Raw genomic sequence first — 14,606 nt, 5'->3', positions numbered from 1 at the left:
AGAATTCAATATAAAAATAACAACAATCTAACAGACGTTTCATAAGCTAATAGTAAATAGGCTAATGGGGGTTAAATGGATGTTTGTTCGCGTTAAGAGTGCAATCACTATAGAAGAACTCGCAAATCAAGTTAAGCTTAATGAACAGCTTCTTGTAGATTGTAATTCAGATATACGAAATAATGATTTCATAAAAGAAGATACAACTATTTATTTACCAGATGCTTGTCTAGATTACATTCTAAATAGTTTGTATATAGAATATGATGACAGTCAGGAAAAATCACAGGCTATAATGACTAAAAAGCCTTATGATTCTGATGAATTAGAACGTGATATTGAGAAACTGACATTAATGTATCCTTTTATAAATAAAAACGTGATTGGATATAGTGTTTTGAATAAACCAATTTATGAATTAACAATTGGTCATGGCAAAAAGAAGATTCATATGAATGGAGCTTTTCATGCCAATGAATGGATCACAACAAGTGTAATTATGCATTGGCTACAGGATTATTTGAAGGCTATCGTGGGTGGAAAGCATTTAGAAGGTCATTCGTGTTTAGAGCTTTATCATGATACAACATTATCAGTTGTGCCAATGGTAAACCCAGACGGTGTGGATCTTGTGTTAAATGGTCTTCCTGATACTATTGAGTATGAGCCATCACTTTTACAAATGAATGACTTAAGCATTGATTTTTCCCAGTGGAAGGCAAATATTAGAGGAATCGATTTAAATAATCAGTACCCAGCAAAGTGGGAGATTGAAAAAGCACGTAAACGTCCAAAAGCACCTGCGCCTAGAGATTATCCAGGTGATGCACCATTAACTGAACCTGAGGCAGTTGCTCTTGCTGAGCTTGTTAAAAACAATCAGTTTGACCGAGTGTTAGCTTTTCATACACAAGGAGAAGAAATTTATTGGGGTTATCTCAGAAAAGAACCTGAAGAAGCTGAGGCTATCGTAAGAGAATTTGTAAAACATAGCGGGTATAAAGCAGTGCGAGATATTGACAGTCATGCAGGGTTCCGCGATTGGTTTGTAAATGATTGGAGAAAAGCAGGATACACGATAGAATTAGGTATGGGTGAAAATCCATTACCTTTTGATCAATTTGATGATATCTATTGTAAAAGCAAAGGTATTTTTCTAGCAGCATTATATATGTAATCATACTTTAGGGACTTTGGTATTGTTTACCTTAGTCCCTTTATGAGGCATAGTATTTTTATAAAGCTAATTTTATGTCCGAGCTTGCTTTAAAAGAGAGAATGGAAAATGGAAAGCACATGAATGCCTAATAATTAGGCTATGTTAAAGGTTAATGTTGATTTTTAGCACATTGTTGATTGGAGGTGAATATATGAGACTCCTGCTTAGAGAAGCGTGTCAAAGGGAGACCCCACAGGCGCGCAGCTTACGAGGAGGCTCCCGGACCGCCCGCGGAAAGCGAATGCCTGTAACGGAAATCAACAACAAAGTTTAACAGAGCCAATAATTAAATAAATAAAATCTCAAAATCTTGGAACATTATAGTGGTTGATTCGTATAATTAGTATGATTTAATTCTCCTAATGATAATAATGGTTAAGAAGGAAAAGGGGTGAAATTGTCGTTGATGAGATTAACTAAATGTATTTTCTTATTTTTGTTAGTCATATTACTTGGAACAGGCTGTATTCCATCTCATCAACAAGAACATAATAAAGAGCTATCATCTATGAGGGAGCTTCCGAACGATAAAAAAGAGGTTACACCTCAATTTTTTGGAGAAGAAGTGCTAACACCGTTACAAATAAATGAGGCCTTATTTCATTCTGTTGCTGATTGGAAAGATAACAACACAATTTTATATATTTTAAATAATGCACAAAGCTCAGAAGTTCATACATACAACATACATACAGGAAAAACATCTCTATTTTATAAATCTGAATTTCCTATTTTGCAGGTTGAGGCAAATGAAGATCATGATATGTTTTTAATCCATACAAGTCCATCAAATTACGAAGCTGAATTAGTGATTGTGAATGAAAAAGCTGAATTATTGTATACAACAAGAATTGAATCCTTTGAACTAAATTATATATGGAATCATCTCAAAGGTGATCAGCTTTTTATATCGAGCTTTAAAGAGGATTGGACTTATGATACATATGTTTTGAATGTTAATAATCAAAAAATGACTAAAAATCAAATTCATCAACCTTTTATACAATGGTTAGATGAAAAGCATGTTTCTTATTTAAAATGGGATCAAGAAAAGCCTTCACTAACTGCTCCACTGTTTGTTTATAATATTGAAAATCAATCAGAGACTTTAATTGCTGAGCATGTAGTTGCTAACACAAATTTCACTGGCTTTTTATCAACTATTGAATTAGTGGATGCTAATGGTGATGCAGCAGTTCGCTTTTACAATAATGAAAATAACGAACAATTAATGGAAATGCCTACACGACTAGTATCACTATATTCTGATTGGTCTGTGCCATACCTTGATATGGATCTGAATAAAGATATTTTGTATATGTTAGAAGTAAATGAGGCAAAAACTGAGTTTTCATTGGTGAGTTTTTCCACAAAAACAGAAGAAAAAAATGTTTTAATACAATCAATTGAAAATTTACCGATTAAACTCTCTCCAAGTGGGGAATATGCATTATATGGAGGAAGATTTGAAAAAATTATTAACTTAAATAAAGTAAGTATCGAGGAATTAATCACGTTTAATTAGATGTAGAGAGGGATGAGTTAATTGGCAATAGTAGACATAACAGTAATTCCAATAGGAACAAGTACCCCAAGTGTAAGTGAGTATGTTGTAGATATCCAACATATTCTTAAGAACTATGAAATAGAAGGTAAGATCAAATATCAGCTTACTCCTATGAATACGATTATTGAAGGCGAGTTACATACTTTATTAGAAGTAATACAAAATATTCATGAAGCTCCATTTAACAAGGGCGTGCAAAGAGTAGCCACAAATATAAGAATTGACGATCGACGTGACAAGAAATCAACAATGGAAGGCAAGCTTGAAAGTGTTCATAAACAAATTCAAGATGAAGATAGATAGTTAGAAACGATAAACCCCCTCTTAGCATCTATTACTAAGAGGGGGTTTTTAGCGATTAAAAAAATAAATGAAGGCCCTTACCATTAGAATTGGTAAAGGCCTTCTGTTTCTATTTCTAAATTGAATTTAGTGTGCAGTTGGAAAGCCATGATGGATGACAGTCATTACTGCAAACCATCCGAAAACAACGAATGTACCGAATGCGAAAAAAGCACCAAGAAGATTTTTGTCCTTTAGTGAACGAATAAATCCAAAAATCCCAAGAATGGTTACAAGTGCAAAAATAACTACTAAGCCCATTATAAAAGCCCCCTTACTCTATGTAGATCATTTTTCATTGTATCAATTAATAAGGTATACAAGATACAAAACAAGTCCTTCTAATATTTTAATCGGTTTCATTGTGTTTGTCGAGTTTATTTTCTACTTAAGGTGTATTCAACGATAAGTAATTCGCTTTTCCATTTACTTTATATCATTTGTAAAGCTTCATATATAATGAAAAATGAACAGCCCTATTATGATTGCTGTTCATTATTATCATACCCAATTTTCAGAACTTGTAAAAAATATCGTTATGAATGACAATAGTGTAATATAAAATAAATATTTTTAAAACGAAGGGAGTCATATAAAATGGCATGGAGACAATTACCTTTAGGTCCGCTACAAACAAATTGCTATATATATTCAAACAGTAACAAAGAGTGTTTAATCATTGATCCTGGTGGAGATGCAAACAAATTAATAGGAATTTTACAGCAACAGCATCTAAAACCATTGGCGATATTGTTAACACACGCACATTTTGACCATATAGGTGCAGTAGATGAAGTTCGAAATAAGTGGGGTATTCCTGTATATGTACATAGCAAAGAAAAGAACTGGCTTACAGATCCATCATTAAATGGTTCACAATTTTTTATGGCTGGTTCTATTAAAGTGTCAGAACCAGATGAATTAATAAGAAGTGAAGGATATCTGACGATTGGTGATTTTTCATTACAAGTGTTTGAAACTCCTGGCCATTCACCCGGAAGTGTTTCGTTCTATGCTGCTGAAGAAGGGATTGTTTTTTCAGGAGATGCCTTATTTGCCGGAAGCATTGGTAGAACAGATCTTCCTGGAGGAAATCATGATCAGTTAATAAAAAGTATTCATGATAAGCTATTAACTCTTCCTGAGGAAACCATTGTGCTCTCTGGACATGGTCATGAAACAAGTATTGAACAAGAAATGGAAAGCAATCCTTTTTTGAATGGATTTTAAGAAAAGATGCCACTAGACTTACTAATATGCTGTTCTCATAGGTATTTAATAGCAACAAAGTTTGCGATAACTGCCTAAGAAGAACATAAAAAAACAGGCTACCACTTTGATGAGGTAGCCTGTTTTTTGTGGGGAATTAATGTCCCATGTTTTGTCCTGGAATCATCATGAATGTCGTCCAATACGTAAATCCGACGAAGAAAATTGTTAAGTAAGCACCAAAAATATAGATGTACATGCGCTCGGATAGCTTTAAGTAAGATAAGAAGACAAAAAATCCAGTTTGTCCGAAAAATAGTAAGGAAGTAGTCTTCATATCACCAAGATAAAACATAACAGCGAAGATTCCTGTCCAGAACCCTAATACTCGGAACATACGATCCATATGTATCCCTCCTTTGTTGACTTTGCCTCAAGCTTTTATTGTTATTATGAACAATCAAGCTATAAAGTTGTAATTAAAACTGAAAAAATAATTCCATAATGATAGCTTTCGACAAAAGGTAATTTGACATACAAGTCATCACTCTAATTATTATAATGTACCCCTTACATAATTGTAAATAGCGTTTACACACTAGTCGATACAATCTAAACAAAGATAAATATATTTTTAAACAAAATGTTCAAAATATAATAAAGTAAATTAGTGTACATAAGTTATACAAATAGTGTACAATAAGTTATACGAGAAAGCGGTGCAATTATAGAGGCTGTTTTTATAAACTTTAATTATTAAAGTTAAAATAGGAAAATAGCACACAAGAAAAACTTTAGAAAAGAGCCATTAACAACTACCTAGGAGGATGTATTGTGAATAAAATAACGTTCTACAGTTATCCGAGTTGTACATCTTGTAGAAAAACAAAGCATTGGTTAAAAGCCCATCAAGTTCACTTTCAAGAAAGACATCTTTTCCGTGAAACCCCAACATTTGATGAACTCAAGCAAATTTTAGAGTTAACAACAGAAGGAATAGACGAAATTCTTGCAACAAGAAGTCAAACATACAAAGACTTAAATATTGATATAAATGAATTAACTTTATCAGAAGTGCTTAACTTATTGATCCAGGAGCCAAAGCTACTTCGTCGTCCAATTATTACTGATGGCAATAAATTAATTGTCGGTTACAATCCTCAAGCATTAAGTAAGATTGCTCGTAAACATGAAATACAGCGATCAGTTTCATAGCTTGTACAAAAATAAAGACGTCTACTGTAATAATTAGTAGACGTCTTTATACTTTTTAGCTGGGCTAGCTGGATTTGAACCAACGCATGTCGCAGTCAAAGTGCGATGCCTTACCGCTTGGCTATAGACCATTAATAATAATAAGTTGGCAATGTGTATTTCTTGCTCTTTGACATTTATTATTATGGACAACTTTTCTTTTTTTATAATCAAAAAAACAAAAAAATGAACGAAAAAGAAATTTTTGGTTTAATGAAAACCGCTTTTTAATGAAGTAATTTTCATCTTTAGTGATGTGCTATATTTTGAAAAAGCTTGTACAATAATGTTCAGAAGCAAAGGAAGGAGTTGAAAAAACAGCTTGCAGTCAATTGAACATTTGAGCGAGAGGATCATTGAAGAAGCCTGTGCCTTGAAGGCATCTGATATTCATATTATTCCAAGAGACCAGGAAACACTTATCCAATTTAGAATTGATGATGATTTAATTGAAAAGCATACGATGAAAAAGGATATTAGTGAAAGAGTTATTTCACACTTGAAGTTTTTAGCATCAATGGATATTGGTGAAAAAAGAAGGCCTCAAAATGGTGCCTTAACGATCTCGACCAAAAATATAAATGTTCATCTACGATTATCAACATTGCCTACTATTCATGAAGAAAGCTTAGTAATCAGAATTCTACCTCAAGGTAAAATACCACATATTACACATTTATCTCTATTTCCTTCTACAACAAACAAATTACTATCAATTCTAAATCATTCACATGGTTTGATGGTGTTCACAGGCCCGACAGGCTCGGGTAAGACAACTACACTATATTCTCTTATTCATTATGCAAAGCGGCACTTTAACCGCAATATCATTACACTTGAAGATCCTGTTGAAACAAAAAGTGAAGAAGTCATGCAGGTTCAAGTAAACGAAAAGGCTGGAATTACCTATGCAGCCGGATTAAAGGCGATTTTACGTCATGACCCTGATATTATAATGGTTGGCGAAATTAGAGACAGAGAAACTGCTCAGATTGCGATAAGAGCTAGTTTAACTGGTCATCTTGTGTTATCAACCATGCATACAAGAGATGCGAAAGGTGCGATCTATAGACTGCTTGAATTTGATGTAAGTTTATCTGAAATAGAACAAACTCTTGTTGCTGTTACAGCTCAACGTCTTGTCCAACTAAGATGTCCCTTTTGTGAAGGAATTTGTTCTCCTTATTGTAAGAAGCTAAGACAAAAGAGAAGATTGAGTGTGTATGAATTACTTTATGGAAAAAATCTAACGGCAGTAATAAAAGAAGCAAAAGGAGAAGTAGCTAGCTATCACTATCCCACTTTAAAAGATGTGATAAAAAAAGGCATTGCACTCGGCTATCTTTATCCTCATTCATATGATCGCTGGGTGTTTAAGCATGAAGACTAAACGAAAATGGGGATTAAAAGAACAAGCATTTTACCTAAAGCGGTTAAGTAGTATGTTAGACAAAGGCTATACACTAAGCGAAGCTCTCAACTTTCTTTATGTAAATGAAGCCAGTCGAAGAAAAGATGACTTATTAAATTGCCTTTCACAGCTATCTGCCGGATATTCTTTTCGTCACACACTCACAAACTTACATTTTCATAAAGATGTGTTAAGTTATTTATATTTTGCCGAACAACACGGTGATCTGGAATTTGCGTTACGAGAGTGTTGCGAAATTCTCACTAAGAAGGTCACACATATTGAAAAGCTCGGAAAAATTCTTCGTTATCCCATCTTTCTCATCCTTACAGTCAGCTTTATTTTATCCATTGTCCAAGCGGTTATTACACCTCAATTTGAACAACTTTATGATTCTATGAATATTGAAGCCTCATTTTTTTCAACTACCTTATTGGTTATTTTTGCATCCCTAAAATGGTTAGGAATTGCTAGTGTTATTTCAATAGCCTTTATTACTATTTATTATTTATTAATCTACCGAAAAAAATCGGTGGAAAAACAGATGAAACTAATCCAGAAAATACCGATTCTAAGAAAAGTAGTTAGTATGCTTCATAGTTATTTCTTTGCTTTGCAGCTGAGTAATTTACTAAGAGGAGGCCTTTCAACCTTTGATAGCTTAAAAATATTTGAAAAACAAACCATTTTACCGTTCTTTAAAACTGAAGCAGATTATCTAATAAGCAAATTAAAAACAGGTGAACAGCTTCACACAAGCATTAAAAATCGAGGATACTATGAGCCAGAGCTTTCATTAGTCATTCTTCATGGACAAGCGAATGGTCAGCTTGCAAGAGAACTTTATATGTACAGTCAATTAGTGCTAGAGAAACTCGAAAACCAAGCTGTTAAAACAATGACCATCATTCAACCAGTTATTTATGCCCTTGTCGGGATAATTGTGTTGTTTGTCTATTTATCAATGCTTTTACCAATGTATAAAATGATGGAAAATATTTAGGAGGATAAAATGAAAAAAGAAAAAGGGTTTACGCTGATTGAAATGTTAATTGTGCTGCTAGTTATCTCTGTGTTACTTCTTATCACAATTCCAAACGTTACAAAGCATAATGCAAGTATCCAAGAAAAAGGCTGTGACGGATTAATTAACATGGTACAAGCCCAAGTGTCTGCCTATGAAATTGATAATAAAAAAACACCAACTCAAGCTGAATTAGTATCAGATGGCTATTTACGTGCTGCACAAACCTGTCCTGATGGAAGTAGCATTGTGATCTCTGCTGATGGAGAGGTAACGAAGGGTGCTAAGCCAACAGGAAGCTAAGGGGAATGGCTTCACTCTTCTAGAGACACTAATTGTACTAGTTATAGTAAGCATAATGAGTTTCGTTTTAGTGATGAATTTAAATCCAATTTATAATAAAAAAGTAATCGATACGTTTTTAAATACATTAGAAAAAGACTTACTGTATGCTCAGCAATTTGCATTAGTAAATGAAAGCACTGTTTATGTTGTTTTTTCTGAAGGTGAGAAAAAATATCGTGTGACTAATGGTATAGGTGAAGACTTGTTGAGCAGAAGTTATCATCAGCAAATTATTTTTGAAGCAGCAACACTCGAAAATCGAGTAATCTACAATCGACAGGGATCAATTCAAAAAAGTGGCACAATGTTTATTAATTATCATAATAACAAGTATCGTCTTGTATTTTACTTAGGAAAAGGAAGGTTTACAATTGAGAAGCTCTAAAGGATTTTCACTAGCTGAAACGATTGCAGCCTTTAGTTTATGGGTGTTAATCACCTTACTCATCATACCGCAACTTGTGTTACTAACAAAAGAAAGAGTGAACACCCAGCAATCGTTAGCAGCATATAAAATTCTACATGAGAAAACACAGCAGGTGACATTTGATAATAATGAAAAAAATAATGAAATTATAGTGCATCAAGGTGTTGACTATCATTTAACTTGGGAGGAGGGAAATCCTTATAATAAAGCTTGTTTATCATGGGAAAATTCAACACATAAAAACAAATCGATTTGCCTCTCTGTTTCATAATGAGAAAGGATTCACATTTTTGAATTTACTTTTCTCATTTGTTATATACGCTCTCATTATTTCATCACTAACAATGATTCTTACCTTTTTAGTAACAAATTCTCAATATGACAAGGATTTAAGGCCTTACGAATGGGAGCTGTTTATTATTCAGCTCCAACATGAAATGAAAAGCTCCGTAAATTGGACTGTGAAAAATAACGTACTTTCATTCGAAAATAAACAAGGACAGCTAATAAGCATCAGTAAATATAATCAGTTAATAAGACGTCAGGTTTATGGAATGGGCCATGAAATTCTCTTAATGAAAGTTGAAACGTTGAATTTTGAACGACAGCAAGCAGGTATTAAAATGAATGTAAGTAGTCAAGCAGGAAAAGAATATACCCACACATTTCGATCTTATAAGGATTTATCCATAAAATGAAGACTGAAAAAGGATTTATTTTTCCAACGACAATGATTATTGTTTTATTTTGCTTATTAGTTGTCACACATCTTTCGACATCACTTATTAGTGATAAGAAGTTCTATTTTGAAACAGAACAAAATTACATACTTGAAAATTTAATGACTATAGCAGTTAATCAAACGTTAAAAGACCTTAGAAGTACTCGTGTAGAAGTAGATCAACCAGTAACAATTACAACGTTAAATGGAAGCTTCACGTACAAGATGAGTGAGGTATCAAGCGAGCTTACAGAAGTTACGATTAAATGTGAAACAGATGAAAAGAGAAAATATCAAGCCAGTTATCAATATAATTTGCTGGAAAATGAGATAACAGTATGGTCTGAAAATTAAAAAATATGGTATGGTATAAAGAAAACGTGGGGGAGCAATATGGTGAAGGCTATTTATTTAACCGGATTTATGGGTGCAGGAAAAACGACAATTGGAGAAGAGTTAGCAAAGCAATTACAGCTTCCTGTCATAGATACTGACCAACAAATTGAAAGAACATTAAACAAAAGCATACGAGAGATCTTTGAGCAGCATGGAGAACAATACTTTCGGAATCAAGAAACATGTATACTAAAAGAACTGCCAACAACAGATACGATCATTACGACTGGTGGAGGAATTGTCATCAATTCAGAAAATCGTGAATGGATGAAAAAAAATGGACAAGTTGTCTTATTAAATGCTGACCTTGACACTATTTATGAAAGAGTCCATAAAGATCCTAACAGACCTATAGCAAGTAAGAAAAATAAAGCTGAATTAATTGATTTGTACCAATCTCGAGTTGAGTTTTATAAAGATTGTACGTTTATCGTTGAAACAGCTCATAAAAATATTGACGAAATTGTTAACGAAATAAGCGAGAGACTAAAATAGCATAATCTTGGCAATAATGAAGGGTAAGAACTTATGAGTAATGAGGTGTTTTACCTTGTCTACAAACGATTATGTTAAATATGTCACACAGCAGCTTGTCAAATATATGGACACACCAAAGGAAGCTCGTAAAAAACAAAAAGAAGAACGTAAGAATAATGAAATTTCCACAACCTATTATAGTAATAGGTGGTTAGGTGTATTGCCGTTTGCTTTTAAGTTGTTTTTGAAAAAGCGTAAGAAGTGAATACTGAAAGAAGAGCAGTCCATTTAAAGGATTGCTCTTTTTAAATTTACCTAAATTTCTCAAAAAAATGTTAAGTTTACTATACATTATGTTAAAAGTACTTTACAATATTCTTATAAGTAATTTTAGTAGGTGAAAAATGGTGCTTCAGAATCGAGTAAAAGAGCTTCGAGCAAGGTTCGACCTAACACAAGAGATGTTAGCTGTAAAAGTTTGTGTAACAAGACAAACAATCGCTGCGATAGAAAAAGGCTCTTACACACCATCATTATTATTAGGTATAAAAATTTGTGATGTGTTTCAAGTGAATGTTGAAGAAGTTTTTTGGATAAGTGAAGGAGAAGGAGAGAGGTAAATGAAAAAAATATTACAACCAGCTATATTAAATATAATTACAGTTATCCTAGCTGGCTGGGCTTTAATTACACTTTTTAATACAAATTAACAATTTGCGAGAGTTATGGAGAATCCAGAACCTCCATGGGAGATATCAATAAATATGATACCTATCCTAACATTTTTTGTTATTTGTATCCCTATTGCAATTTATTTATTGGTTATCAGTAAAAAGAAGCATAAAAGCCTATGGAAAGCATTGATGCTTCCTCCTGAACTTGAGGAAGCGGATGAAAGAGAACAACTTATTACAGCAAATGCTTGTAGAAGTTCATATATCGCGATGTGGTATGCCGTTCCAATTGCAGCAGGACTTATGAGCTTATATCCTTTGCTTAAAGGAAACATCCCTTATTATCCCATCATTATTCTTCTGCTCATCCCAATTGTTCAAATGATTAGTTATTTTTATTCGATCCAAAAACAACAATAAAAAAGCTGTGTCGATGGATTTAAAGGTAATAATCTCTACCCCATCGATACAGCTCCTATTATGCTTCAGGGATTACTTGAACTTTTTTAATTTCACCTGATGATGAATCAAAAGTGATCGTTGTATAAACCGAAAAATCCTGCATACCCTCTCTTAACGTAAAACGATACTGCTTTACAGTTATATCCTTTTTCTTCTTATCCCAAATTTTTTGAGAAAACAAAACCTGTGATAAAGGATAACGTTTTTTCGTCTCTTTAACAGCAACATCTTCCCATGTTTTTTGAGACACTGCCTGTACACCAGGAGTAAAAGGAACTGTAGAAGTAGTTAAACCAAAAAGGATCGCAGTAAACAATATCCACTTTTTCACGTAGTAACACCTTCCTTGCTACATATTTTTACCAATATGAAAAGAATCATACATAGCAATTTGTTATTTAGTGTAATGATTTTAGGGTATGATAAAGACAAAAATGTATGATATTTATGGAGACTAAGACGGGAATGTGAAGTCATGTAACGAAGCTTTTGGGGCAAATTGATCATTGTTATATTGATAAGACTTGGTGCTTTTTAGAAGCATAATTTGAAATTTAATTTAAACTCTAATTTGCACCAAGCTTAATCATTGAAAAAATCCTCATTAGTGATTCTCTATTTTGTGGAAGTTGCACCTTGAAGAAATTGAGAAATATCATTAAAAGACAAACCGATCTTTTTTGCTTCTTGTATTAATTCCAGCCATTCCTGATCTAATTGTTCGTTTTGTAGTTGGTCTTTTATTTCACTCATTTTGGCTTGTCCTCCTGAAAAGGTTTATTTGTGTTCTTAGCTTCCTTCCACTTTCTAAACTTCAAATAATCTCGAAATTCCTTAAAATCATTTTTACTCATACCTTCTGAAATGGCTTTATTTAACAAACGTCCCCATTCTTCATCTAGAACAAATTCCTGTGATTTAGCGTTCGAAGATGAATTTCCTAATAGATCTTCAACATCTGTTTGCAATGTTGTAGCAATCTTTCTTAAAAATTGTAGAGATGGATTTTTTTGCACATCTCGTTCAATATAACTTAAGTAAGATTTTGAAACTCCTGCCAACTCAGCTAATTCACTAATTGAATATCCCTTCTCCTGCCTCAGCTCCCTTAAGCGTTCTCCAACCATGTATGCGGTCTCCTATCTTCTCGAACAAATATTTAAGCTTACATCATTCATTATATGAAACAAATCGTTCTTAATAAAATAACAAAAACATATGATAAAGAGAGTTATCGAGAGGAAAATAGAACAAATCGTTCTTTTTAGCGAAAAAATGACAAAATTTAAGAGTTTTTAAGAATAGGTAGAATAGCATATATTTATAAGAGGAAAAGGTATTATTAATAAATAAAAAGAATAATTCAGCCAATATTATAAATTAACAAGATGATTAATAGGGACAATCTATAACAGAAAATTAACTCTTGTCGCTTCATAAAGAAAATGGGGAACTTTTCTTAAAAAAGGATTGACTTGTTCTTTATAGTGAACTATTCTGAATCTAGAGAAAAAAATGGAAGTAAGTAAAAAGTAGCGTTCTTAATTAAGAAAAGAAGGTGGAAATTTAGTATGTCTAGCTTTCGAAAGCTTGAAAATAATCAACTAAGTGATCATAAACAATCTAAGGAAATTAACTTAGCAGAAGTGTTCATTGTAATAAGAAGGTATGTGTGGGTCATTATTTTAATAACAATCATGTCAACAACAGCTGGAGCCTACTATTCAAATGCAACATATAGTCCCTTGTATAAGTCGACAGCAAGAATAATTATAGGAGCCGATAGTTCTTTAATAGCTACATTAAAGGTTATTATTCAAGATTCAACCGTTTTAGAGAAGGTTGTACAAAAGCTAGATCTGCCTTATTCTCCTGAAGTACTTAGTGGGAAAATTGAGGTAAGCAGTATTGCTGACTCTCAGGTAGTGACAATCTCAGTCTTAGACTCAGATCCAAAGCAAGCAGCAATTCTAGCTAATGAGGTTGCTGAAACTTATAAACAAGAAATTCCAAAAATATTAGACTTTAATGATGTAAAGCTACTTTCAGAAGCGAAGGAAATTCCCATTCCTGTAAATCAAGATAAAAATCGAATGCTGATTATTTCATTAATTGGTGGAATTGTGATCGGAATAGGATTAGCCTTTTTACTAGATTCACTTAATAATAGTGTTAGAAAAGAGTATGAAGTAGAGGAAATGCTGGGGTTACCTGTTTTAGGAACTGTTTCTAAAATGAAAAAGAAAAATATGCAAAAGAAAAAAAGAATAACTAGATTTGAGAATAGGAGTGAGTCACTTGGTTCTTAAAATAAATAAAAAAAAGGCTTTAAAGGAGATGACAAGTCGCCACTTTGTTTCCTATTCAAATCCAAGTTCTGAGATAGCAGAACAATTTCGAACAATAAGAACAAATATTCAATTCTCTTCAATAGATGTTCAGCATAAAACGCTTATTATTACCTCACCATCATCAAGTGAAGGAAAAACTACATCAGCCATTAACCTAGCTATATCAATCTCACAGCAAGGAGAAAGAGTTTTACTAATTGATGCAAATTTAAGAAGGCCTAAATTACATATTTCCTTTAATTTAAAAGAATCATTTGGTTTAACAGATGTACTAATGGGGAGGTTACCTTTAGAGGAAGCTGTCTATCAAACACAAATTGGAAAATTAGAAGTGCTAACTAGTGGCATCATTCCACCTAATCCTACCGAAATAATTGGCTCAAAAGCAATGAGTTATTTTTTAAAGGATATAAAAGAGGAATACGACACAGTTATCTTTGATTGTCCCCCTGTACTAGAAACAACTGATACAAAATTATTAGCTGGACAGTGTGATGGAGTCATAATGGTATTAAAAAGTGGAAAAACAGATCGTGAAAAAGCTGTAGAAGCAAATCGCTTGTTACATTTAGTAAGAGCAAAGGTATTAGGAGTTATTTTAAATGAAAAGGAGTAATTTCTGATCGTTTGTTCTTTATAAAGAATTATATGGTCGGAATAAAATTCAGGTGATGTCTCCTAGCCTTTATCTAAGGAGGTACTCGGTCATACTGTGGGTTGAAAGAAA

General features: G+C 33.0%; 23 protein-coding genes and 1 tRNA gene. 18 read left to right on the top strand and 6 right to left on the bottom strand.

Translation table 11 applies throughout. From position 1 onward, the window contains the following. Positions 1 to 79 precede the first annotated feature (79 nt). The 3 genes from JOC75_RS13080 (at position 80) to JOC75_RS13070 (ending at position 3,089) form a co-directional block, all read left to right on the top strand. Positions 80 to 1,177, top strand: coding sequence for a M14 family metallopeptidase (locus JOC75_RS13080; RefSeq protein WP_204954486.1), 1,098 nt, complete (start codon positions 80 to 82; stop codon positions 1,175 to 1,177). A gap of 448 nt (positions 1,178 to 1,625) precedes the next feature. Next, the gene (locus tag JOC75_RS13075; protein ID WP_338036584.1) at positions 1,626 to 2,744 is read left to right on the top strand and encodes a YqgU-like beta propeller domain-containing protein; all 1,119 of its coding nucleotides are present in this window, start codon (positions 1,626 to 1,628) and stop codon (positions 2,742 to 2,744) included. Between the two features lie 21 nt (positions 2,745 to 2,765). Next, positions 2,766 to 3,089 (top strand): MTH1187 family thiamine-binding protein, encoded by a 324-nt coding sequence (locus JOC75_RS13070; RefSeq protein ID WP_204954484.1) that lies wholly within the window; start codon positions 2,766 to 2,768, stop codon positions 3,087 to 3,089. 126 nt (positions 3,090 to 3,215) lie between these two features. Here JOC75_RS13070 and JOC75_RS13065 read toward each other — a convergent pair whose 3' ends face one another. After that, entirely contained in the window at positions 3,216 to 3,389 is a 174-nt protein-coding gene (locus JOC75_RS13065; protein ID WP_146946436.1) for a DUF2759 domain-containing protein, read from the bottom strand. Positions 3,390 to 3,725: 336 nt separating this feature from the next. Here JOC75_RS13065 and JOC75_RS13060 point away from each other — a divergent pair, with 336 nt between their 5' ends. Next, positions 3,726 to 4,358 (top strand): MBL fold metallo-hydrolase, encoded by a 633-nt coding sequence (locus JOC75_RS13060; RefSeq protein ID WP_204954483.1) that lies wholly within the window; start codon positions 3,726 to 3,728, stop codon positions 4,356 to 4,358. Positions 4,359 to 4,494: 136 nt separating this feature from the next. On the opposite strand, the gene JOC75_RS13055 is transcribed toward JOC75_RS13060, so the two are convergent. Next, entirely contained in the window at positions 4,495 to 4,743 is a 249-nt protein-coding gene (locus JOC75_RS13055; RefSeq protein ID WP_026558763.1) for a DUF2626 domain-containing protein, read from the bottom strand. Positions 4,744 to 5,171: 428 nt separating this feature from the next. On the opposite strand from JOC75_RS13055, the gene JOC75_RS13050 reads away from it, so the two are divergent. Continuing rightward, positions 5,172 to 5,552: a transcriptional regulator Spx gene (locus JOC75_RS13050; protein WP_204954482.1), complete on the top strand. Its 381-nt coding sequence runs from the start codon at positions 5,172 to 5,174 to the stop codon at positions 5,550 to 5,552. A 59-nt stretch (positions 5,553 to 5,611) separates the two neighbouring features. On the opposite strand, the gene JOC75_RS13045 is transcribed toward JOC75_RS13050, so the two are convergent. Then, a tRNA-Gln gene (locus tag JOC75_RS13045) sits at positions 5,612 to 5,683 on the bottom strand. Between the two features lie 230 nt (positions 5,684 to 5,913). Here JOC75_RS13045 and comGA point away from each other — a divergent pair. From comGA to JOC75_RS12990, 11 genes are all read left to right on the top strand, one after another. Beyond that, on the top strand, positions 5,914 to 6,981 hold the full coding sequence (gene comGA, locus JOC75_RS13040; RefSeq protein WP_204954481.1) for a competence type IV pilus ATPase ComGA: 1,068 nt from the start codon (positions 5,914 to 5,916) through the stop codon (positions 6,979 to 6,981). Continuing rightward, the gene (comGB, locus tag JOC75_RS13035) at positions 6,971 to 8,005 is read left to right on the top strand and encodes a competence type IV pilus assembly protein ComGB (protein ID WP_204954480.1); all 1,035 of its coding nucleotides are present in this window, start codon (positions 6,971 to 6,973) and stop codon (positions 8,003 to 8,005) included. Before comGA ends, comGB begins: the two co-directional genes overlap by 11 nt. 9 nt (positions 8,006 to 8,014) lie before the next feature. Then, positions 8,015 to 8,329 (top strand): competence type IV pilus major pilin ComGC, encoded by a 315-nt coding sequence (gene comGC / locus JOC75_RS13030; RefSeq protein WP_204954479.1) that lies wholly within the window; start codon positions 8,015 to 8,017, stop codon positions 8,327 to 8,329. After that, the gene (gene comGD / locus JOC75_RS13025; protein WP_204954478.1) at positions 8,307 to 8,756 is read left to right on the top strand and encodes a competence type IV pilus minor pilin ComGD; all 450 of its coding nucleotides are present in this window, start codon (positions 8,307 to 8,309) and stop codon (positions 8,754 to 8,756) included. Before comGC ends, comGD begins: the two co-directional genes overlap by 23 nt. After that, positions 8,743 to 9,069, top strand: coding sequence for a competence type IV pilus minor pilin ComGE (gene comGE, locus JOC75_RS13020; RefSeq protein WP_204954477.1), 327 nt, complete (start codon positions 8,743 to 8,745; stop codon positions 9,067 to 9,069). The genes comGD and comGE overlap by 14 nt, the downstream gene beginning before the upstream one ends. Further along, on the top strand, positions 8,993 to 9,496 hold the full coding sequence (gene comGF, locus JOC75_RS13015) for a competence type IV pilus minor pilin ComGF (protein ID WP_338036583.1): 504 nt from the start codon (positions 8,993 to 8,995) through the stop codon (positions 9,494 to 9,496). Before comGE ends, comGF begins: the two co-directional genes overlap by 77 nt. Next, positions 9,493 to 9,873, top strand: coding sequence for a competence type IV pilus minor pilin ComGG (gene comGG / locus JOC75_RS13010; protein WP_204954475.1), 381 nt, complete (start codon positions 9,493 to 9,495; stop codon positions 9,871 to 9,873). The genes comGF and comGG overlap by 4 nt, the downstream gene beginning before the upstream one ends. A gap of 39 nt (positions 9,874 to 9,912) precedes the next feature. Further along, positions 9,913 to 10,410, top strand: coding sequence for a shikimate kinase (locus JOC75_RS13005; protein WP_239589451.1), 498 nt, complete (start codon positions 9,913 to 9,915; stop codon positions 10,408 to 10,410). 55 nt (positions 10,411 to 10,465) lie between these two features. Beyond that, a complete protein-coding gene (locus tag JOC75_RS13000) occupies positions 10,466 to 10,657 on the top strand; it encodes a YqzE family protein (RefSeq protein ID WP_204954474.1) in 192 nt (63 codons plus the stop codon). Positions 10,658 to 10,796: 139 nt separating this feature from the next. Beyond that, positions 10,797 to 11,012: a helix-turn-helix transcriptional regulator gene (locus tag JOC75_RS12995; protein ID WP_204954473.1), complete on the top strand. Its 216-nt coding sequence runs from the start codon at positions 10,797 to 10,799 to the stop codon at positions 11,010 to 11,012. Between the two features lie 144 nt (positions 11,013 to 11,156). Further along, entirely contained in the window at positions 11,157 to 11,486 is a 330-nt protein-coding gene (locus JOC75_RS12990) for a hypothetical protein (protein ID WP_239589450.1), read from the top strand. Between the two features lie 58 nt (positions 11,487 to 11,544). On the opposite strand, the gene JOC75_RS12985 is transcribed toward JOC75_RS12990, so the two are convergent. The 3 genes from JOC75_RS12985 to JOC75_RS12975 all read right to left on the bottom strand — a co-directional run bounded on the left by JOC75_RS12985 (position 11,545) and on the right by JOC75_RS12975 (position 12,655). Beyond that, positions 11,545 to 11,859: a DUF3889 domain-containing protein gene (locus JOC75_RS12985; RefSeq protein ID WP_204954472.1), complete on the bottom strand. Its 315-nt coding sequence runs from the start codon at positions 11,857 to 11,859 to the stop codon at positions 11,545 to 11,547. 284 nt (positions 11,860 to 12,143) lie between these two features. After that, positions 12,144 to 12,281, bottom strand: coding sequence for an anti-repressor SinI family protein (locus tag JOC75_RS12980; RefSeq protein ID WP_204954471.1), 138 nt, complete (start codon positions 12,279 to 12,281; stop codon positions 12,144 to 12,146). Continuing rightward, on the bottom strand, positions 12,278 to 12,655 hold the full coding sequence (locus tag JOC75_RS12975) for a helix-turn-helix domain-containing protein (protein ID WP_204954470.1): 378 nt from the start codon (positions 12,653 to 12,655) through the stop codon (positions 12,278 to 12,280). The genes JOC75_RS12980 and JOC75_RS12975 overlap by 4 nt, the downstream gene beginning before the upstream one ends. A gap of 444 nt (positions 12,656 to 13,099) precedes the next feature. On the opposite strand from JOC75_RS12975, the gene JOC75_RS12970 reads away from it, so the two are divergent. Together JOC75_RS12970 and JOC75_RS12965 are read left to right on the top strand one after the other, a co-directional pair. Further along, positions 13,100 to 13,837: a YveK family protein gene (locus JOC75_RS12970; RefSeq protein ID WP_204954469.1), complete on the top strand. Its 738-nt coding sequence runs from the start codon at positions 13,100 to 13,102 to the stop codon at positions 13,835 to 13,837. Further along, a complete protein-coding gene (locus JOC75_RS12965) occupies positions 13,818 to 14,495 on the top strand; it encodes a CpsD/CapB family tyrosine-protein kinase (RefSeq protein WP_420828033.1) in 678 nt (225 codons plus the stop codon). Before JOC75_RS12970 ends, JOC75_RS12965 begins: the two co-directional genes overlap by 20 nt. The last annotated feature ends 111 nt before the right edge of the window (positions 14,496 to 14,606 follow it).

The sequence above is a fragment of the Metabacillus crassostreae genome (assembly GCF_016908395.1).
In the GTDB taxonomy this organism is placed as follows: Bacteria; Bacillota; Bacilli; order Bacillales; family Bacillaceae; genus Metabacillus; species Metabacillus crassostreae.
The sequence above is the reverse complement of the archived record's forward strand: the minus strand, read 5'-3'. Positions and strand labels throughout refer to the sequence as shown.